The sequence below is a fragment of the Calothrix sp. 336/3 genome, from assembly GCF_000734895.2.
Classification (GTDB): Bacteria; Cyanobacteriota; Cyanobacteriia; order Cyanobacteriales; family Nostocaceae; genus 336-3.
The window spans coordinates 2,340,967-2,360,732 of sequence record NZ_CP011382.1; the positions used below are offsets into that span (position 1 = coordinate 2,340,967).

General features: G+C 40.1%; 18 protein-coding genes and 1 CRISPR repeat array. Of the genes, 6 read left to right on the forward strand and 12 right to left on the reverse strand.

Features of this window, described 5'->3' with window-relative positions:
- Positions 1-38 precede the first annotated feature (38 nt).
- Positions 39-512 carry a DMT family transporter gene (locus IJ00_RS09835; protein WP_035152535.1) on the reverse strand — a complete coding sequence of 158 codons (474 nt, stop codon included), beginning with the start codon at positions 510-512 and terminating at the stop codon, positions 39-41.
- Positions 513-531: 19 nt separating this feature from the next.
- Positions 532-1,023: a DMT family transporter gene (locus IJ00_RS09840; RefSeq protein ID WP_035152537.1), complete on the reverse strand. Its 492-nt coding sequence runs from the start codon at positions 1,021-1,023 to the stop codon at positions 532-534.
- Positions 1,024-1,182: 159 nt separating this feature from the next.
- Here IJ00_RS09840 and IJ00_RS09845 point away from each other — a divergent pair, with 159 nt between their 5' ends.
- Together IJ00_RS09845 and IJ00_RS09850 are read left to right on the forward strand one after the other, a co-directional pair.
- A complete protein-coding gene (locus IJ00_RS09845) occupies positions 1,183-1,641 on the forward strand; it encodes a MarR family winged helix-turn-helix transcriptional regulator (protein WP_238178486.1) in 459 nt (152 codons plus the stop codon).
- 279 nt (positions 1,642-1,920) lie between these two features.
- Positions 1,921-2,756: a CRISPR direct-repeat array (repeat unit 37 nt; unit sequence GTTTCAATCCCGCGAACGGGTTTCATTTATTAGAAAG).
- A 45-nt stretch (positions 2,757-2,801) separates the two neighbouring features.
- On the forward strand, positions 2,802-3,014 hold the full coding sequence (locus tag IJ00_RS09850) for a hypothetical protein (protein ID WP_035152543.1): 213 nt from the start codon (positions 2,802-2,804) through the stop codon (positions 3,012-3,014).
- 92 nt (positions 3,015-3,106) lie between these two features.
- Here the strand turns inward: IJ00_RS09850 and IJ00_RS09860 are convergent, their stop codons facing one another.
- From IJ00_RS09860 to IJ00_RS09900, 9 genes are all read right to left on the reverse strand, one after another.
- Entirely contained in the window at positions 3,107-3,301 is a 195-nt protein-coding gene (locus tag IJ00_RS09860) for a hypothetical protein (RefSeq protein ID WP_035158799.1), read from the reverse strand.
- Positions 3,302-3,450: 149 nt separating this feature from the next.
- Positions 3,451-4,389: a CRISPR-associated endoribonuclease Cas6 gene (cas6, locus tag IJ00_RS09865; RefSeq protein ID WP_082127302.1), complete on the reverse strand. Its 939-nt coding sequence runs from the start codon at positions 4,387-4,389 to the stop codon at positions 3,451-3,453.
- Complete coding sequence (gene cas5d, locus IJ00_RS09870) at positions 4,358-5,167, reverse strand: type I-D CRISPR-associated protein Cas5/Csc1 (RefSeq protein WP_035152545.1); 810 nt, start codon at positions 5,165-5,167, stop codon at positions 4,358-4,360. Before cas5d ends, cas6 begins: the two co-directional genes overlap by 32 nt.
- Before the next feature lie 90 nt (positions 5,168-5,257).
- Positions 5,258-6,253: a type I-D CRISPR-associated protein Cas7/Csc2 gene (cas7d, locus tag IJ00_RS09875; RefSeq protein ID WP_035152546.1), complete on the reverse strand. Its 996-nt coding sequence runs from the start codon at positions 6,251-6,253 to the stop codon at positions 5,258-5,260.
- Between the two features lie 58 nt (positions 6,254-6,311).
- Positions 6,312-9,245, reverse strand: coding sequence for a type I-D CRISPR-associated protein Cas10d/Csc3 (cas10d, locus tag IJ00_RS09880; RefSeq protein WP_035152549.1), 2,934 nt, complete (start codon positions 9,243-9,245; stop codon positions 6,312-6,314).
- Positions 9,246-9,373: 128 nt separating this feature from the next.
- Complete coding sequence (locus IJ00_RS09885) at positions 9,374-10,273, reverse strand: hypothetical protein (RefSeq protein WP_201782682.1); 900 nt, start codon at positions 10,271-10,273, stop codon at positions 9,374-9,376.
- 23 nt (positions 10,274-10,296) lie between these two features.
- Positions 10,297-10,617 carry a type II toxin-antitoxin system YhaV family toxin gene (locus tag IJ00_RS09890; protein ID WP_082127303.1) on the reverse strand — a complete coding sequence of 107 codons (321 nt, stop codon included), beginning with the start codon at positions 10,615-10,617 and terminating at the stop codon, positions 10,297-10,299.
- Complete coding sequence (locus tag IJ00_RS09895) at positions 10,610-10,945, reverse strand: hypothetical protein (protein WP_035152551.1); 336 nt, start codon at positions 10,943-10,945, stop codon at positions 10,610-10,612. Before IJ00_RS09895 ends, IJ00_RS09890 begins: the two co-directional genes overlap by 8 nt.
- Before the next feature lie 100 nt (positions 10,946-11,045).
- Positions 11,046-11,246: a hypothetical protein gene (locus tag IJ00_RS09900; RefSeq protein ID WP_035152553.1), complete on the reverse strand. Its 201-nt coding sequence runs from the start codon at positions 11,244-11,246 to the stop codon at positions 11,046-11,048.
- A 171-nt stretch (positions 11,247-11,417) separates the two neighbouring features.
- On the opposite strand from IJ00_RS09900, the gene IJ00_RS27080 reads away from it, so the two are divergent.
- The 3 genes from IJ00_RS27080 (at position 11,418) to IJ00_RS27705 (ending at position 16,452) form a co-directional block, all read left to right on the forward strand.
- On the forward strand, positions 11,418-15,563 hold the full coding sequence (locus tag IJ00_RS27080) for a HEAT repeat domain-containing protein (protein WP_052754438.1): 4,146 nt from the start codon (positions 11,418-11,420) through the stop codon (positions 15,561-15,563).
- A gap of 347 nt (positions 15,564-15,910) precedes the next feature.
- The gene (locus tag IJ00_RS09910) at positions 15,911-16,120 is read left to right on the forward strand and encodes a hypothetical protein (protein WP_035152555.1); all 210 of its coding nucleotides are present in this window, start codon (positions 15,911-15,913) and stop codon (positions 16,118-16,120) included.
- Complete coding sequence (locus tag IJ00_RS27705; RefSeq protein ID WP_082127304.1) at positions 16,117-16,452, forward strand: type II toxin-antitoxin system RelE/ParE family toxin; 336 nt, start codon at positions 16,117-16,119, stop codon at positions 16,450-16,452. The genes IJ00_RS09910 and IJ00_RS27705 overlap by 4 nt, the downstream gene beginning before the upstream one ends.
- Here IJ00_RS27705 and IJ00_RS09920 read toward each other — a convergent pair.
- Positions 16,417-17,091, reverse strand: a complete 675-nt coding sequence (locus IJ00_RS09920; RefSeq protein ID WP_035152558.1) for a hypothetical protein — start codon at positions 17,089-17,091, stop codon at positions 16,417-16,419. The genes IJ00_RS27705 and IJ00_RS09920 overlap by 36 nt on opposite strands.
- Before the next feature lie 290 nt (positions 17,092-17,381).
- Between IJ00_RS09920 and IJ00_RS09925 the strand changes: the two genes are divergently transcribed.
- Positions 17,382-19,550 carry a DNA polymerase III subunit gamma/tau gene (locus IJ00_RS09925; protein WP_035152561.1) on the forward strand — a complete coding sequence of 723 codons (2,169 nt, stop codon included), beginning with the start codon at positions 17,382-17,384 and terminating at the stop codon, positions 19,548-19,550.
- The last annotated feature ends 216 nt before the right edge of the window (positions 19,551-19,766 follow it).

Here is a 19,766-nt window from a genome sequence, read left to right on the forward strand (position 1 = left end):
ATTTAGAAAAATCCCATTTTTCAACCTTATTTAAGGCACTACTTGTAGTTTTGAGCAGAATAGTTTTTGTCCAATTGATTAATTGCAATCGCTACTACTAATGTGGCTATTCCTAATATCTTGGGTGTGGTAATTGGATATTTAATAGCACCGAACCATCCCAACTGATCAATTACCAGTGACATAAACATCTGGCTAAAGACAACAACTAAAGTAGTGGTAGTTAAACCCAATTTAGGAACTATTAAACTACTTAAGGTTACGAAGATTGCACCTAGCAAGCCGCCTAAAAATGCCCACCAAGGAGTAATAAAAAGTAAGTCAAGCTTGTAGAGTGGGAAAATACCTAATGCTAGGAGCAATGTAAGGATACTAAACCCAACTACGAAATTAATTGTTGCTGCGGCTATTGGGGAGCGGAGTATTGTTTTTAATTGAGCATTGACAGCTGCGCTAATTGTTGAGAAGCCACCAGCCGAGCCAGCACCAAGCAATGCCAAGAAGATTTCCATAAAATGATACTCAAAAGTATTAGGTTGGTAACGAAAGCAAAAAAATTGCCACAACTAACAGTCCCATCACCAGGCGACGATTAGCTGTCAGACGACGGCGGTTGACTCCCAACCAGCCAAAATGGTCAGTCACTAAGCCAGCGATCGCTTGTCCACAAATAATTAACCCCTGAGTCAAGGTAGTCCCCAAAATAGAGGTGAAATAAGCACTGGAGGTAATATACCAAACTCCAAATAAACCACCCATTAGACTCCATCGGGGAGCTTTGGCTAAAGCAGACCAATCTGGATGACCAAACCAACCTGTGTATAACAAGCTAATCAACGCAATTGAGCCGACAAGGTAAGAGATATCTGCGGCTAGGGGTACAGAATTGAGCGATCGCGCTAATTGAGCATTGAGATTGCTTTGAATTGGCAAGATAGCACCGTTCAGCAATGCTAGTAGAACATACAAGTAGCTTTGACCATTAGGGACAGACCCCCGGAGAACTAGACGTATGGGTGTCATGGCTGTTGTTTTGTGGGGAGGATAGAGGATGCTTGTAAATATATCTTGATATCAAGATACTTAAGATAAAGATAAAAGTCAAGAATCTCGATGTCAAGATAAAATAGCAATATGAACAAAGATCGAATTGACATCATTCTTGAGGAATGGCAACAGGAATTGCCACAGCTGGATACCTCAGCAGTAAGCATAACTGGGCGGGTACTGCGAATTGCCCGTCTTCTGGAAAAGCACCGAGAAAGTGTACTTGTTGAGTATGGCTTGAACGTGTGGTCATTTGATGTGTTAGCCACACTGCGACGACAGGGACAACCTTTTCGATTGAAACCGACTGAACTCTATAGTTTGCTTATGCTGTCTTCTGGCGCAATGACAAACCGGATTGACCGCCTAGAACAAGATGGCATAGTCATGCGTGTCCGTGATGCAGAGGATCGGCGCAGTGTCATGGTGCAACTGACCCCCAAAGGAATACAGCTTGCGGATACTGTGATGCCTATTTTGTTTGAGAAAGAGAAACAGATGTTATCTCAATTCACAGCTGATGAAGTGCAACTATCCATCCCAATGCTGCGTAAGCTACTTATGTTACTCGAACAGGATGCGAAATCAGTTTGATATCCTCTCTGGCTAAGTGGGGAAGCTTATCATAGGGTTAAAATTTTCTAAAATCTTGTGCATTCCGCAATTAGATGAACAGCAACTGTAGCTCTAAACGGCTTATACATTAACAGTAGCGATCGCTGTTCTTGAGAAATTCAGGTTTTTGTTACAATACCCCTAGAGTTTAATATTCTGCCAGAAAGTTATGCGTTCAATCGAGCAGCTAACAGAAGAAATAACGGGTTTCATTTATTAGAAAGCAGGAATAAGCGAAGATATCAACGGAACAATGTAGTTTCAATCCCGCGAACGGGTTTCATTAATTTGAAAGCTGGACAATAATATTATTCAGCAAAATCCATGGGCGTTTCAATCCCGCGAACGGGTTTCATTTATTAGAAAGCCAGGCTCCATGGTGTTATCTTGTGGTCTGTAGAAGATGTTTCAATCCCGCGAACGGGTTTCATTTATTAGAAAGTCGGTGAACTGGCAAGAATGGGCATCAACAGAATGTTTCAATCCCGCGAACGGGTTTCATTTATTAGAAAGTTAGAAGAATTAAGCCTTGGGTGGGAAGAGATGGGAAATAGTTTCAATCCCGCGAACGGGTTTCATTTATTAGAAAGGCAACATCTGGTCTGTTACTTGACCCAGCTGAACGTTTCAATCCCGCGAACGGGTTTCATTTATTAGAAAGCGTATCGCCTACGATAAAACCTATGTCGGACGTGAATTGTTTCAATCCCGCGAACGGGTTTCATTTATTAGAAAGTATTATCCGCAGTTGCGACGGATTTTTTAGCTGAGTTTCAATCCCGCGAACGGGTTTCATTTATTAGAAAGTTTTATAGTCATCTAACCTATAGACAGATAAATTGGTTTCAATCCCGCGAACGGGTTTCATTTATTAGAAAGATAACCCGTGATGATAGAATCTGCCGCAATGGGGGTTTCAATCCCGCGAACGGGTTTCATTTATTAGAAAGCTGCCCCGTATGATGGGGACACTGATAATGGTTTGTTTCAATCCCGCGAACGGGTTTCATTTATTAGAAAGCATTGTCCGCAATCATGTAGAGATGTAATCCTAAGTGTTTCAATCCCGCGAACGGGTTTCATTTATTAGAAAGTCCAACAGCCAGAAGGTTGTCACAGAAAGACTCACAGCAGCAAAAATGCCGGGGGAGAATCAAAACTCCATTTCAGCTATTGACAAAGAGCGATCGCTCAAAACAGAAAACGCTAAAACTATTCAATTATCAAGGTTCTGGGCTTTTGCCGGGGGGCTGGGGTTTTTGACCGTGCTTTCCCATGGCAGAAAAACTGCTGACTTGATAATAACACCACCACAGCTACAGCGAAACCAGCGAAAGATTAAACCATCATAAAATAATTGTATCTTCCTGCCGGGGTTTTTCCGAGCCGTAGGTAATCGTCTTTCGCACCGAACCTGCATCCAAGACATAAATACGCACCGAATCTACTGATGGCGGTAAATGGTTTTTTCTCCTTCGATGTATTTACCTTCGTCATCGATATTGCGGTGTAAATGACGACCAATAATAATATGTTCGTTGTCAGCATTTTCCCCTAATTCGTATTCCAGAAAAAAGCGACGTGGACAATATTCCCAAGCATTTAAATAAGCTAGGGGTAGATAAAATTGCTCGCTCATAGCTATTTTAGATTTTGGATTGGAGATATTTACGGTGCGTTACGATTTGCGATCGCGGTTTAGATAAGACAATTCGATAAATCAAAAACTTGGCAGAAACGCGATATTCACCACGAAAAATCCTTAACCGAACCTTATTAATTGGTGTTTTATTTCCCCCTTGTCCCCCTTTTCTCCCCCCTCCCCTTTGTCCCCCTTTCCTCCCCCCTCCCCTTTGTCCCCCTCATCTCCCTCATCTCCCTCATCCCCAAACATAACTGTGTTTGTCCCATTCCCATGGCGGTTTTTCGACCAACTCCGGCAAAAAAGGCGAAATTAGCCAAAATTGTGGCAAAACGTGCGGTTTCATTGTCATTAAATCGGTAGCGTACCCAACCTTGCGCTCCCACTTCTGCACCACCTTCCATTTTCAGTGCATAGGTTTTGAGTTCGTAGGCAGAAACTGTCCCATTCCATTCACAATTAGGTAGGTGGTATTGTGTGGGTGCGAAAATATTCCAGCGTCGTTGCAGGGAATTAAATACTAATTCGGGTAAGGGGAAGGTTTGGATGTTTTGATTTTGTTTGAAACTGGTGGGAGATAAAAAGTTTAATTCGATGTCATGTAAAACCTGGGGTGGGTTGGATAATAGCGAATAATCTGCTGCTCCTGCGAGTTGATGGGTTCCCGGTAATGCATATAAATTCCGCAATACAAAGCGAAAATCAGCGAGTGCTATGGCTTGAGTTTCAGACTGTTCAAATCCTCGCATTAAGGGTTCGATTAAACTACCATCTAATAAGCTAATCCGAAAGTAGAAATAATCGCCAATTCGGGTTCCTTCGCGACGACGGTTTCCCAGTAGGTTGGAAATTGTAATTGGTGAATTTTGAGCATTGTGGATTGATTCCGCGATCGCGGGATTTGCGATCGCTATCCAATGTAAAACTAGTGCGTGTAAAGCACGGGACAGAGTGGGTGGTATTTCTCCATTTTCTGCTGCTGCTAACTCGACGACAATTGAATGTAGGGTGGTGGATTTGTTTGTATATGAATTGGTGATATTATCGGATAATTCATGCTGTAGCTGCGAGGTTTCCGGCTCCATAAAATGCTCCTTGGGGTAGATGAATTTGTTCGGGGATTTGTTCGTATTCTCCTGGATTTAATTGGGATTGAAATGTTTCCCAATCTTGTTTCTGTTTATCATCCTTTTTGTTAGTAAATAAATACTCACCATTTAATTGAGCTTGACTAATTAAACTAGCGGGAGGCATGACAATTCGATTATAAAGAAGAATGCGGGTATTGCTGGCTAAATCTAAGGGGTTTAAGGGATGGGAACAAATATAATTTCCCGATTTGTTTTTTAGGAGATTGTCGGGAATTTTGATAGTTTCAACTTTGATTTTTGCAGCCCATTTACCTAATCGAATCCAATGGGGTATTTTGATATCATCGGGAGCGATAATATAGGTACGGTATTGACTGCCAACTGCTAATTCTTTGGCTCTACCGTAATTAATCGGATAATTTTTTTCTGCACCTTTATCACCAAATTGTTTAGATTTACCATAGTAAGCAACTTGGGCAGATTTAAAGGTATTAATTTGGTAAGACCAATGAATTGGGTGAGCCGGAAATACATAAATTTCAGCTTGGTTTAAGTGCAAAAGATTACGCTCGGCTTTATTATCTAAATAGGTTGGTTTTTGAGCCAATTCACCTTGAAGACGATAGGGTTGGGGAATATAATCAACCGAAAATAAAGCAAAACTTAGTCCCCAATTATGTAAATATTTTTCCGTTTCATAGAGAATTCCCATCTCTCGCGTGGCGAAAAAGACATTATCATGTAATGTCAAAATACAGTGATACAGTGCCATAGTAAATGAGTTGATCGTATAAACATCTTGCTAGTTGAAAAATATTCGTGATGTATTTGTTTGCGGGCATCTTGCCCGCTATGATAATATTTACTTACCTTTCTTTTTCAACGCACCAAATGACTCTGCATAGGCTTTTGTTTGTCCGTAGAGTGTAGCCATGGTTTCCTGCAAACGGGTTTCATCTTGAAATAATTGATTGACTTCACCAATTAAATCTTCTAATTCTGCACCAAAAATTAATTTATTTTTCCGTACTGGTTCTGCACTCAACAAATTATTTGACACTGTTTCCACCTGCTGTAAAATATCTGCCACCGGGGTATCCACATCCCCTTTTAATGCATCATAAAGAGCTTGGGTAAAATGTAAATTGCTGAATATTTCGCCATCACATAGGACAATTCCACCAAGATAATTTCGCATTGTTCCGGTACGGGATTCTTGAGCGCCATATCTTTTGGTTCGTAGCAAATTTCCTAATACATACAAAAACCCTTCATAGGTAGAATCGCGTAAAGTTTCCACCGTCGGAAATGTCACTTCTGGAATTACATGATCTAATTCGTTAATGCTGCTCCGCATTTCCCCTGCTTCGCTCATAGTTCCCCCTTCAAAGGGTGCATTAAAAGTGAAACTACGGTGGGATTCTTCGTAAGCACTCAGGGAAAAAGCCGAATCGGAATAAACTTTAGAACGTTCTGAACCACTATCACCGATCGCAAACCCATAGATAATACAATCGGGGCATTTTTTACAGGAATTTTCACCATTATATTCGCAATATTTATCTTTTACCGATGCATCAGCACTAGTAAGATTTAAACCGCGTAATAATTCCCTTCCTGCAAGTCGTTCGGGGGTGGTTTGTTTGCGCTTGAACATGACTAAACGACTGATTTGTTTTTTGCTTGCATCGGTATTTCCCAAACCTGCTTGGGTTCTAGCTGTATTTAAAATTCCATCGGTTTGGAATACGGGAAAAGATTGACTGTGACGCAGCATAATAAAGTGGATATATTTACCCGATGCGAGACGAGGGAATGAGGTTTGGAATTCGGGTTTTAAGGTTGAGAGAATAGTCATAGTTTTGTTGAGTTGATTGTAGATTTAGTGATGCAGAGATGGAAATTTATATATCTTTCTATGTGTCCTTTTGTGCGGATGATTTGGCTGATTTTTCCTGCAAAGCTAACCAGCGATAGGCAAATTCTGCACCGGATTTGATGCGGTTACGATTCTCTTGTAATAATGCGCGATCGCCTTTATAAAGTCTCATAAATAATTCCCGCACACAAGTTGTTACAAATTCATGGATTGCCATTAATTCTTTTTCTTCGCGGATGGCAAAATCTACAGTTTTATCCATAATCAAAGGACGCTTGTAAACTTCTTGACGTTGGATTGCATCTTTAATTTGTCCCGATGCTTGCAATATCAAATTATCCCCATCTATTTGTTGTGGTACTGATAAAATTATTTCCAAAGCTTTCGATATTGGCAGTAAAATTGTGTGGCTGGATTCACTGAGATTTGCTTGGTAGAATACACGATATTGTCTGACAATTTTTTCGATTAGTTCCATGATATAAGCTCCGCGATCGCCATGTGATTTATCTTGTTCAATCCATTTATTTGCATATTCCCAATAACGGTAGATTTCCTCATTACTAGGTTCTCGTTTGTCCTCTCGTAGTTTTGCCGTTGCCATACTGAAAATATTGAGTACATTAGTTGTCACCTCCCGTACTGTTTTAATTAAATCTCGCCATTTAGAATCGGGTGGGGAACTACGAGTATCTAAATGCAAACTGTAGGCAATTAATAATCGCTGCATAGCTCGTTCAAAATCTTGAATTCGTAAGGAATTAGAGATACCAAGTAAATTCCAAAATGATGCTGGAGCATCGAGAATTACCGATTCTTTAAAGTCACTGTCGGAGTTGTATAGAGGAACCGAGCTACTAGTAGCAATGACTTTTACCCCTAATAAAATTGGTAATGATAACGCTAAAAAAGCTGGCTTTACCCATGCATCAGTGAGGGTTTTACCTCTGGTTGTTGTGTAATTCATTGCCATAAAATGCAAGTTATCTTTTTCATATTTATCTTTCTGAAAACGTCCTAATTCTACTTCTTCATTTAACCAGTTAACTGTTTGTAAAGCGTTCAATTTCATCCCATTCCCTAACCATTGCTTACGCACATCCCACAGGTTTACCTGCTTCATATTATTCACTAATAATTTAATAGCATTCGCTGTTTGGGGAGAATAAACATAGGCAGGAAAAATATATAAAAACACTGGCTGTTGTTCTTCGAGTTTTCCGGCTGGAACTGACCAAAAAGCCTGTCTTAAGAGCATTTCTAAAGCATAAATTTTAGATATACCCCGTTTAATTTGTCTACCTCCCAAGGCATTTTTATTACTATATTGTTGAGGTTTAAATAAAACCACCGAATCCATTTGGTCTTCTGAAGGAAATCCAGGGGAACTTAAGGAACAAATAGGTTGTTTTGCTAGTTTGGTTTTGGCATTGGTATAAGCAGCAAATTCAGCTTCAAAGGAAGTATTATGACTATTCCATCCCTTCACTTCTAAATATTGACTTAAGTAATCATAGAAAATATCTCGAATGGGACTGGAATGCTGAGGAAGTAAATTATTTTTCCTTGCCCAAATTGTTAAATTCTCTGCCCATGTTTCCATTTTTTCGGATATATCTTCCGGTTGGAGCGTCGCATTACTTGCCACATAATATGCTGCTGCATGATACCAACCATAATTTACACCTCCTGCTTGCAATTGAGTTTGTTCAGGAGATATTTTGTCTTGGATTTTGAGAGTACTCAGCATCCAATTGATATATTCCGTCGAATTACTAAAAAATTCCTTTTGCGTGAGAAAAATAAATTCAGCAATTCTATCAGCGCGAATATCTGCACCTTGGTTTAAAAATTCCCGTTCGGACTCGCTTAAATCTAGCTTTTCTAAACGTTTAGGAGTTGCAGGGTTTTTGATGTTAGTAACTTTTACGTCAATAACTCGCGGTAATTTAGGAATTAATTCGGCTGGAGAAAATAATTCTAAAGTCTGCGGTGCAACTTTTAATCCTTTCCCGTCACGCTTAAAACCAATATCTCCCCCCATCATTCGACTTGCTAACGCACCACTAACTTGTTCCCAAATATATGCTTGTAAATCGGAAATATCTGGTGTATTCGTATCGGTTGGAGCTAAATAAATTGCACCTTGAGCAAAAAATAAAATTGGTTCCCAATCGAGTGCTTTTGCAAATTGAATTGTGGCATTATGAATACCATTGCTGAGAATTCCTACAGTGTCTCGCAAACGATGGTAGACAAGTTGTTTATTAATACTCAAAAAACGTAATTGCTCGCGCAGTCTATCCCCTCCAGTTTGGGTATCCGTATCTGCTGGATCGCAAAAATGTACCGCGATATCACCAAAAGCTAACAAACGACGCAGGGGATTTTCCAAACGACGGCGATCGCCTGTTTTCATTTTAGACCAGTTCGCGGGATAAAGATTGGTACTGGTTTTACCTTGGGTATTTTGAGCTAAATAGGCAATTTCTGGTAAATAATCTCGCCATTCCTGCCAAAATAGTTCAAATTCGAGCTTTTCCCCCAATTCACGACAAACATTGATGATTTCTTCAACTTCCCAATTCTTGGGTGTTTCCTCTCCCTGTCCGTTGCAATATTTATTATAATCGTGCAGTGTTAATCCCAAACATAGTAAATACTTTTCCACATCGGCAAGAGGTTCTGCGAGATATTTACTAATATTCCAAGCTGTTAATAAACCATTGAGAACGTGAACTAATAAGCTTTGATCGGCAAAATTTGAGAACCTTTGAGCTTTTTCTTGGGCATATTTATCGCCAAGTTGAGATAACATTTGTAAATGAGCTTCATAGGAGCCACCCAATGCCGAAATTAAGCCAAATTCCCGTTCCAACGCTGGTAATAATTTCTCGATATACAAACATAAAATCGGGTCTGTATCTTCTGGTAGTGTTTCGATGAGTAATGTTTGAAGTAATGTAGACATAATTTAATCAATTCGTAATTCGTAATTCTTTACCCCACCCTAACCCTCCCCTTGCAAAGGTGAGGGAACTAGATTTTCTCGTTTATCCCCTTGATAAGGGGGGATTAAGGGGAGTAAAAAGCCATCAATTAAAAAATACTTGATTCAAATCGAGTATTTGTAAACTTTTTGAGATGCCATTTCAACGCTTCCAAAAGTAAAGCATCTTGATTAAATCCACAGCCATAAGCTTGTTCGCTAGCATCAATCAAACGATATAAACCAAATAAAGGGCTGAGATTGAGAGCGCGACTAACTTCCCAATGACTACTTTGTTTATTTTTATTAACTGGTACTAGAAAAGCTAGTAATTTCTTATTTCGTAAACAACTAATTACATCTGCTTGAGGATGTCCAATTATATTTACCTTATCTACTAAACAAAGCTCCCCAATCTTCAACTCACCACTGCTACGATTGCACTGCAATTTAATATCAATGCGCTCATCTACCCATTTTTGAACTCGTAAATAAACCTGAATAAATTCTTCGGGAAACTCCTCCTCACCTCGTCCCGATTTACCCGCAGCATCCAAAAACGTAGCGCGATCACACACTTCCACCAATGCATGGGGTAACAATCTCAGCAAATCATAAGTGTAAAAATTACTACCACTCCCCTGACTATCCCAAACCGCAGCTTGTAGTGTAGAACCTCCACGAAAGCGCAATAATTCCTTTTGAATCGCTTTTTCTAGGTCAGTTTTATTTTTTTTAGACCATTCGTACTGTCCCGATTCGATACTCTTCGGATAAAGCTTCTGCAAATCTTCCATCATGCGTTCGCGCACTGTTTGACTCACTTTTGCGTTCTCTTGCGTCATCCTTGCAAACATACCCTGTGCTTGCTTTGCTCCCCAACATTGCCGATATTTGGCAAACTCTTTGGGTGGATCGAATGCATCCGCGATCGCATCTGCTAAAGTTGCTCGTGAAACTGCTTGCTCCCTAATTAAAGTTTCTGGTAATTTTTCCTGTAATTTTGCCATTACCCAAGGTGTGTGACTTGGGACTAAAATAATTTTAATTCTGGGGTATCAAATGCTCGGAAAAATAACCGATATCTCTCCAGTAAACCCATTTTCTTGACTCTTCCGTAGCGTTTTAATGCTCCTGTCAAAGCAAAGTAGCTCGCAAAAGGATCGGAAGTAATTTTGGTTTCAACGGCAACAGTAATAGCAGCGAATAACTTCACCCTTGCATGGGTTTTAAACTCACTATTTGGTAGCTTTTCCTTTAATTTGGAAACACGATCGAACAATTCTTGATACTGACTTCCAAATAGTTGTGGATGAAAATAAATCTCCCAACCATTACTGACAAAATTAGCCATCTTCTAGCAATTCGTCCTCTAATTCCACACCCTCAATTAATTTATTTGCAGCCTCAGACATTTCGATCGTGTAAGGTTGCAAGCTATTATTTTTTAATGCTTCCGTCGTGGCAAAGTCGAGAAATAGCCGCATCATTAGCGAATCGTCCTCCTCCTCTTCATCAATAGATTCGGGAATAATTTTGACGATCGCGGTGTCGGGAGACAATACTTCTATCCAACCGGAAGCATTCGCAAACTGGGGATATTCGCGGTAAAACTCTGCTGGCAATCGAAATCCCGCACTGTTACCAATTTTAGTGCTACGAATTTTGTAGGAGTTGCTCATGATGTACATACGTGATGTACTTACATAATAGCAATTTGTGGAGAGACTTTGGGGAAGTGGCAACTTCAACTTTGTTGGCACACTTCCACAATCCACACAACTACTTTTGTTTATCCTCCAGCTTGCCAGCTTGTTGCAATACAGGTACGCACTGGTTAATTAGCCAAATCAAAACTTCTATTGGTGCGTCTCCCTGTTGGATGCGGTTGTCAGCTTGGATACCAACAAGCATGAGCTTCACAATCAGTAATAACGCGATCGCTTTCTGACTCAAGCTGGAATTGGGTTTGCGTGCAGACATTTGGTGTACCTCGTTTTTTTGCTTACGAGGTGAATTATTTTTTTGGGTTACTTAACACACACACTCCCCACGCAGTATCTATAATGCTTGTAGTATCTCGGTTTGTGGTTTGGGGAAGTTTTTCCGTTTGGGGAAACGAGATTTCTTAATATTTCATTTATATTTTGGTTGATGGTAAGGAATAGTCGTCGGGATGATTCGGTATTAGAAAACGCGATCGCACTAGTTGCTGCTTTGTTGGAATTGGGGGAGCAGGAATTAGGTGATGTAAAAGCACCACTTGTTGTCAGGTGGGAAAATCATCGGTTGCGAGTTACGGGTTATACAACGAAGCAAATCAGTGGAAAAAGAAGCCGTACATCAGAAGTTGGGACGACAAAGCAAGATTTACTCACCCAGATAAAAGCCGCAGGAAAAAGCTTAAAATGTCCCAAAAACATGCAATTAAAGGAATTAGACGAAATTCAAATCGTACTCGATTCTTTGCGGAAACTAGGATTGTTTGAAGACGAACGATTGAGAAAAAATGCACCTTGGAAATTTTCTTTAACGCTTAAACATCAAACAGCTACGATAGAGGCAAATCTAGAAGTTATCAAACGAAAGTGGAGAGAACATCCGAAGAATAGTTCTTCCCAAAATTCCCCAATTCCAGAAATTAGTAACACTAGCATCAATTGGCACAATATTTGTGGCGAAATGCTGAGAAAGTACAAGCGTTTAACCACCAATCAATTATTGTTGGATGATGACACGAAATTTGAATTTGATGAAATTCATGTTCCCCTCGCACTGGTAGAGCGTACCAAAACCGAGAAACGTCAAGAAAATATATCCCCAGAATTTGGTTCCCAACTTCTACAACCATCTGAGTATCAGGAAAAACAGAAGTTCAAGCATGATGATTTTTTGGAACAAATTTTACAGCAGGGTAATGGGAAAACCCAAGGAAAACGGATTGCATTGATTGGGGAACCTGGTGCTGGAAAAACTACATTATTGCAGGCGATCGCGTTTTGGATTTTAGACAAAAATTTGGGTTTACCAATTTGGATTTCCCTTGCAGATTTACAACTTCCAGATGGTAGTCTTAAAGACTTTAGAGAGCATTTACAAGAATCTTGGTTGGGGAGGGCGATCGCAAATGTAACTCCTGCTATTAAAACCGAGTTTACTAATCAAATTACATCGGGACAGGTGTGGTTATTGTTAGACGGGGTAGACGAAATTGCCATGAGCAATAGTTCACCCTTAGAAGCAATATCATCCCAATTAGTAGGGTGGATAGCCAAATCGCGGGTGGTTTTAACCTGTCGAGTAAATGTGTGGGAAGGAAATCTCAATGCGTTGGAGGATTTTGAAACCTACAGATTATTGGATTTTAATTATCCCTCAGACGTAAAGCAGTTTATCGAAAATTGGTTTAAACCGCGAAATTCCCATACAACGAATCATCAAGCTGAGGAATTGTGGCAGGAATTAAGTAAACCCGGACATCAACGCATCCAAGATTTAGTCAAAAATCCTCTCCGATTAACACTGTTGTGTGCAACTTGGCAAAGTTCAGCTAAAGGTTTACCAGAGACGAAAGCAGGGCTTTATTCTTTGTTTGTCAACTATTTTTATAAATGGAAATCGAACCGTTTTAAAACAAAAGAGAAGCAGCAACGAGAATTAAATACAGCTTTGGGAGAGCTAGCAAAGATTGCGATCGATGGGGAAGTTGCTCGATTTCGGCTCAAATATGGTTTGGTAAGCAGTGTCTTAGGAGATGCTGACGAAGAAGATTCGTTGTTTTGTTTGGCGTTAAAGTTGGGATGGTTAAATAAAGTTGGGATTGCCGCAGAATCGGATATTCAAGAGGAAGTTTATGCTTTTTATCATCCGACTTTTCAAGAATATTTTGCAGGTAAATGGTTAGCAGAATATGTAGAGAAGCAGAAAGAAGGGCAGCAAAGTGATGAGGAATTGCAGTGGAATTATTTGAATCATTTAAAATGGACAGAACCCGCAGCTTTGATGATGGGATTGTTGTCAAATGAGGGTTTAGCATTGCGAGTTGTCAGGTTGGCTTTGCAGGTTGATTGGCAATTGGGAGCTAGGTTAGCAGGAGAGGTTAAGGTTGAGTGGCAGGAGAAGACAGTTGCGTTGGTTAAAAGTTTGAATATTCCTCCGTTGTTAAAAATTAGACTTTTGGAAAGTGCGAAATCAAATGCTTCTATTCCCGAATTAATGAAATTTCTCGAATACGAAGATTCCGATGTACGTTATAGAGCCGTACATGCTCTACGAGAAATAAAATCAGAAACCGCTATTCCTGGATTAATAAAACTTCTACAGCATGAGAATCGAGATGTAAGGTATACTGCTGCAATTCTACTGGAAGACATCACATCTGAGGACGCAATTCCTGAGTTAATTAAAATTATAAAATTAACAGATTATGAGAATAGTAATTTACGATCAATTGCACAATCTGCTCTGGGAAAAATTGAATCACAATCAGCTATTATGGAGTTAATTAAACTTCTCGAATATGAAGATAATAACATACGCTGGAATGCTGAATATGCACTGGGAAAAATAAAATCTAAAGCGTCAATTCCACAATTAATTAAGCTTCTCGAACATGACAGTCTATCTGTTCGTAGTAATGTCATAAAAGCCTTAGGTGAAATAAAATATGAAGCTGCAATTCCTAAACTAATTCAACTTCTCCAAGAAGATTCATATGTACGTAAAGAAGTCATAGAAGCATTGAAGAAAATGGAGTCTGAATCATCTACAGCGGAATTAATTAAGCTTATTAAATATGAAAATTCATTTGTTCAAGATGACAGTTCATTTGTTCGCAGAAACGCTATATCTGCTCTGGGAGAAATAAAGTCAGAAGCGGCAATCCCACAATTACTAAAGCTTCTCGAAGATGGTAATTCATCTGTACGCTGGCTAGCTGTATATGCCCTGAGAGAAATAAAATCAGAAGCCGCAATTCCCGAATTAATTCAATGTCTCAAAGACGATGATATTGATGTACGTATATATGCAGAAAAAACATTGATAGAAATCAAATCAGAAACAGTAATTTCAGCATTAGTAAAATATATCGAAAATGAAAATTATCAGACAGACAATCATGCAAATAAATCCCAAAAAACTATCAATTATGAAACAAATATTTCAAAATTAGTCAAACTTCTAAATCACAAAAATTATAGAAAAATAGCCTTATTCGCTCTGGGACAACTCAAATCTGAGGAAGCAATTCCTGGATTAATTGCACTCATAAAATATGGAAAACACATAACATATGAAGATCGTATTATAAGTGAAAAAGCCGTAGATACCCTGATACACATTAATTCTGAACAAGCAATTCCTGGATTAATTGAGATTATCGAATGTGTAAATCCAGGTATACGTGGAAATTATCATGCATTTAGTGGTGCTCTACGTGCCCTGACAGAAATCAATTCTGAAGTAGCATTTTCAAAATTAATTCAACTTCTCGAATATCAAAACTATCGTGTAAGGGATATAGTCAAATCTGCTTTAGAAAAAATAGAATATCCAGTGCCAATTGTTAAATTGATTACACTTCTTCATAATGCGAATGATTTTGTATCTGCAATTGCTGTAAAGTTGCTAATTAAAAGCAAAAGTGATGCAAAAATTCCGGAATTAATTAAACTTCTCGATAATGAAGATTATTCAGTACGCAAAAAAGCTATATTTGCTCTGGCAAACATCAAATCAGAGGCTGCAATTCCTGGTTTAATGAAGATTTTAGAAGATGAAGATTTCGATAAACGCAGTAGAGCTGCAATAGCGCTGACAAAAATCAAATGCGAGTCAGCAATTCCTGGGTTAATTAAATCTCTTGAAGATAAAAATATATATTTAATCAGTGGTATACGTCCTGAACTCGTAAATGCTTTAGGAGAAATAAAATCAGAGAAAGCAATTCCTCATTTAATTAAACTTTGTTCTGGGAGTTATGAAGAATTATCTATAAGTGTCGCATCTGCCTTGGGAAAAATCAAGTCAGAGGCTGCTATCCCAGGATTAATTCAACTTCTCGAAGATGAAAATACATCTGTATCTGACAGTGCTGCATCCGCCCTGGGAGAAATAAAATCAGAGGTAACGATGATTAACTTAATCAATATTTTAAATAATCAAAATTTACTCCAAAAAAATAACGGTTATAATGCATTATATGCCTTAGAATCGCTCGAAGAAATCCAACAACACCTTGGATATATAAACCACTCTCAAACAAAACATAGAAAATTGATTCTATTTTATTTGCACTAAATTGACCGCATCAACTTTAAAACTCTTCCTCTCCCTCTACTTTCTCAGCCATCAACGGTGGTTGCGAAGTGTGACGCACATGAAGCACAAAAGCAGAGGAAACGATTCGCGGGATTAGCAATCAAGTTAATAACGGTGTGGGAATTGTAGGCGATCGCAACATTGGGATTAATATCGGTACTGCGGGAAATATCACCTTTGGTAATTTGTCTTCTGGTAGTTGAGAATTTCTTCTAACTTTACAGTTTGAGAGGATAAAAGGCGATATCGGATGGTAAAATTGACCGCGTAGTACACCACCATAGGTATCGCTATGCTAGTATCAATCTAAATCTGAAGAGAATAATATGACAGAAATTAACCTGGACGAAGATAAAATTAAGCAAATATTTAAACTTGCACTTACAGAAGTTATCCAAGAACAAAAAGATGTATTTTCCGATTTATTATCAGAAATTATTGAGGATATTGCTTTAGAGAAAGCCATTAAGGAAGGTGAGAATACAGAAACAGTAAGTCGAGAGGTAATTTTTAAAATCTTGGGAAATCAAGGATGAATGTTGAGTTTAGAAAGAGCTTTGAAAAAGATTTGAGAAAAATTCTAGATGAAAATTTACTACAAAGAATACAAGCCGTTATTGAAGAAATCGAAAAAGCTGAAAGCCTTGGAGATATAAATAATATTAAAAAGCTTAAATCTTCTGATGGTGATTATTATCGTATCAGAATCGGAGACTACAGAATTGGCTTAATAATATCTGATGATTTGTGTGCCAAACGCGGGCAAGATGCCCGCACTACGATGATTTTAAATTTTCTGTTATACAATTTAGCTGCACATCAGCTTAGGAGACTACTCTTCATCTCCAGCTTGCGCTTGTTGAATTAGTGCCTGAATAATAACTTCTGGATCGTCTGTTTCGATTCCTAACTGCTGGGCAATCAGCTGACGCAGGTTTTCATCCTCTTGCATCATACCCAACAATTCTTCCAGGGTGACGGTTTGAAATTCTCCCTCCGGTAATTCTTCACCTTCTGCAATGGTGCTAGATTCTTCCCCCTGGGTTGCTACTTGAAAATCGATAGCTTCTCCTTCTCCATCTGGTCCACCATACTCCCAAATCGGTTCCTCTTGGTTGCGGGTTAATAATTGCATACCGATGTCGTAAGCTGTGTCACCAACTTTGCCAACTTCTATCTCACCTAGGGCAACTAAACGAGAAGCTAACTCATTATTAGGTGTGGCAGATGCTAATAATTTGTCGCCAAAGCGTTGCAACCAATCAACCCAACGTTCTGTAGGAACACGATGTTCAATATTATGTAGCCATTTCAGCGCCCAAGCTTGTCCCCGCGCTTGATGAACTCCTTCTAGAAGCTGAGTGAAGAGAAATTCTAAATCTGTGTCGGTCAGAGGTGGTGGTGGTGCTTTCTCTACCCTATTATCAACCTTACCACCTGCTTTCCCTTTGCCACCAAACAGGTTTTGGAATAATTTTTTTAACCATTGAATTAGCCGTTTTAGCATCTCCCACACCCTTTTGAGTGTTATTACCCCTAAAATTGTAGCCGTGTCTATGACAAAAGGCGTGAGATAATTTTATTAGTATAGATGTATCATAGTACTAATGTATGAAATTAAGAATCTATGAACAATGAAAAATCAGCTATTAATCCTGATTGTTGTGACTCATGGGTGATTTAACAGACAAAATCACTAATAGACCCATTCCCATTTAAAATGTATAAGCCCTAAATCTGAAAAAGTTGACTGGGCGCTACCCACAGAGTATAGATAGGCATCGAAGCGACAAATCTATGTCTTACGTACCGCTACATCACAAGTATCGTCCCAAGAGTTTTGCTGAATTGGTGGGGCAAGAGGCGATCGCCACTACTCTGACTAATGCCATTAATGGGGAAAAAATTGCTCCTGCTTATCTATTTACCGGACCAAGGGGAACGGGTAAAACTTCCAGCGCGCGGATTTTAGCCAAATCTCTCAATTGTCTCAAAAGTGACAAGCCTACAGCCCAACCCTGTGGTGTTTGCGATGTTTGTCAGGGAATCACTAAGGGTTATTCCTTGGATGTGATTGAAATCGATGCTGCCAGTAATACAGGTGTGGACAATATTCGAGAACTGATTGAAAAAGCTCAATTTGCTCCCGTGCAGTGTCGGTATAAGGTGTATGTGGTGGATGAATGCCATATGCTGAGTAATCAGGCGTTCAATGCGCTACTTAAGACCCTTGAAGAACCACCGAAACACGTTGTATTTGTATTAGCAACAACTGACCCCCAAAGAGTCCTACCGACGATTATTTCTCGCTGTCAGAGGTTTGATTTTCGGCGGATTCCTCTGGATGCCATGGTGCAACATTTGCGGGCGATCGCCGACAAGGAAAATATCAGCATCAACCAGGAAGCGATTACCCTGGTAGCACAAATTTCCCAAGGTGGGTTACGGGATGCGGAAAGTTTGCTCGATCAATTGGGTTTGTTAACCGCAGAAGTCACACCCGATCAGGTTTGGGATTTAGTTGGCTCTGTGAGTGAGCGAGATTTATTAATGTTGGTGCAGGCGATCGCCAGTAACAATGCTGAAATTGTCCTTGACTCCACCCGTAAAATCCTGGATAGGGGACGAGAACCCCTAGTTATCTTACAAAACCTGGCATCTTTCTACCGCGACTTACTAATTGCCAAAACCGCACCCACCCGCAGCGACTTAGTACCCTGCACCTCAGAAACCTGGCAAGCCATGGTAAGCTTTGCCCAACAACTCGACACCACAAATATACTAGTCGGACAACAACACCTCAGAACCAGCGAAATCCAACTCAAAAATACCACCCAACCCCGTCTGTGGCTAGAAGTCACCCTCCTCGGTTTACTCCCCTCCGCTACCCCCCAACCTGTTAGCTATCAACCAGCACCCCAACAAGCACCCCAACCTGTTAGCTATCAACCAGCACCCCAACAAGCACCCCAACCTGTTAGCTATCAACCAGCACCCCAACAAGCACCCCAACCTGTTAACTCTCAACCAGCACCCCAACAAGCACCCCAACCTGTTAGCTATCAACAAGCACCCCAACCTGTTAGCTATCAACCAGCACCCCAACAAGCACCCCCACCTGTTAACTCTCAACCAGCACCCCAACAAGCACCCCAACCTGTTAGCTATCAACCAGCACCCCAACAAGCACCCCAACCTGTTAGCTATCAACCAGCACCCCAACAAGCACCCCCACCTGCTAACTCTCAACCAGCACCCCAACAACTACCCCAACCTGTTAACCCAGTCTCCTTTGATACATCCCTAGAAGAAATATGGCAACAAGTTCTCAATGCCTTACCAGTACCACCCAAAGCATTACTCAAGGAGCATGGGCGCTTATTAAGCATCAGTGAAACCTCAGCCACCGTGGGGGTACCACCGAAATTAGTCAAGCTGGCACAGGGCAAAATACCCGATGTGGAAGCCGCATTTTGGCGTACTAGTCAGAAAAAAATTAAGGTGAGTTTTGTTGCTAACCAAGCAGTCAATAATTCTGCCCCCGCAACTCAGCCAAATCCGGTAAATTCAGTTGCTCCCACACCTCTAGAAACAGGGCAAAACCCACCCACCGCACATCACACACCCGCACCTACCTACGAACCAACGCCAGTAGTTGAACAATATCCTTCAGTACAGCCAGTAGTACAGCCCGTCGTACAACCAGTCGTACAGCCCGTCATACAACCAGTTGCCCAACCAGTCGCCAGCTATGCCAAACCTGAACCAGTTGCCGCTCCGTCTGCCTTGCATACCACACCACCACCGACTGCGAATTGGGAACCAGATGAACTGGAAATAGCTGCCCAACGATTGGCACATTTTTTTGATGGGGAAATTATTGATTTTAGTGATGATATTCAAGTAGGGAAGCAGATAGCTCCTAATGATTTTACGGAAGAGATTGAGATTGATGTGGATTTTTAGGACAAGAAAAATTATGAGTAACAAATCGCAGTGCTGGTAATAATTTTATCGTTGATATTCCTGTATTGTTGGTCTACTTTGGGTTACTACTACGCCAAGTTTGGGAATTTATATTAGTGTTATCGTCAGTCATTCAGTACTTGGTGCGTTAGCGATCAGGTTTTAGGTGGTGGGGTGACACGATGGCGATCGCGTTTGTTCAGCCTATTTTCTCTA

Coding starts and splice junctions, on each gene's coding strand:
- IJ00_RS27080 (WP_052754438.1), top strand. CDS start 11,418: ATGGTAAGGAATAGTCGTCGGGATGATTCGGTATTAGAAAACGCGATC.
- IJ00_RS09885 (WP_201782682.1), bottom strand. CDS start 10,273: ATGGCAAAATTACAGGAAAAATTACCAGAAACTTTAATTAGGGAGCAA.
- cas10d (WP_035152549.1), bottom strand. CDS start 9,245: ATGTCTACATTACTTCAAACATTACTCATCGAAACACTACCAGAAGAT.
- cas6 (WP_082127302.1), bottom strand. CDS start 4,389: ATGGAGCCGGAAACCTCGCAGCTACAGCATGAATTATCCGATAATATC.
- cas7d (WP_035152546.1), bottom strand. CDS start 6,253: ATGACTATTCTCTCAACCTTAAAACCCGAATTCCAAACCTCATTCCCT.
- IJ00_RS09920 (WP_035152558.1), bottom strand. CDS start 17,091: ATGCTAAAACGGCTAATTCAATGGTTAAAAAAATTATTCCAAAACCTG.
- IJ00_RS09890 (WP_082127303.1), bottom strand. CDS start 10,617: ATGGCTAATTTTGTCAGTAATGGTTGGGAGATTTATTTTCATCCACAA.
- IJ00_RS09840 (WP_035152537.1), bottom strand. CDS start 1,023: ATGACACCCATACGTCTAGTTCTCCGGGGGTCTGTCCCTAATGGTCAA.
- cas5d (WP_035152545.1), bottom strand. CDS start 5,167: ATGGCACTGTATCACTGTATTTTGACATTACATGATAATGTCTTTTTC.
- IJ00_RS09910 (WP_035152555.1), top strand. CDS start 15,911: ATGACAGAAATTAACCTGGACGAAGATAAAATTAAGCAAATATTTAAA.
- IJ00_RS27705 (WP_082127304.1), top strand. CDS start 16,117: ATGAATGTTGAGTTTAGAAAGAGCTTTGAAAAAGATTTGAGAAAAATT.
- IJ00_RS09895 (WP_035152551.1), bottom strand. CDS start 10,945: ATGAGCAACTCCTACAAAATTCGTAGCACTAAAATTGGTAACAGTGCG.
- IJ00_RS09925 (WP_035152561.1), top strand. CDS start 17,382: ATGTCTTACGTACCGCTACATCACAAGTATCGTCCCAAGAGTTTTGCT.
- IJ00_RS09900 (WP_035152553.1), bottom strand. CDS start 11,246: ATGTCTGCACGCAAACCCAATTCCAGCTTGAGTCAGAAAGCGATCGCG.
- IJ00_RS09860 (WP_035158799.1), bottom strand. CDS start 3,301: ATGAGCGAGCAATTTTATCTACCCCTAGCTTATTTAAATGCTTGGGAA.
- IJ00_RS09835 (WP_035152535.1), bottom strand. CDS start 512: ATGGAAATCTTCTTGGCATTGCTTGGTGCTGGCTCGGCTGGTGGCTTC.
- IJ00_RS09850 (WP_035152543.1), top strand. CDS start 2,802: ATGCCGGGGGAGAATCAAAACTCCATTTCAGCTATTGACAAAGAGCGA.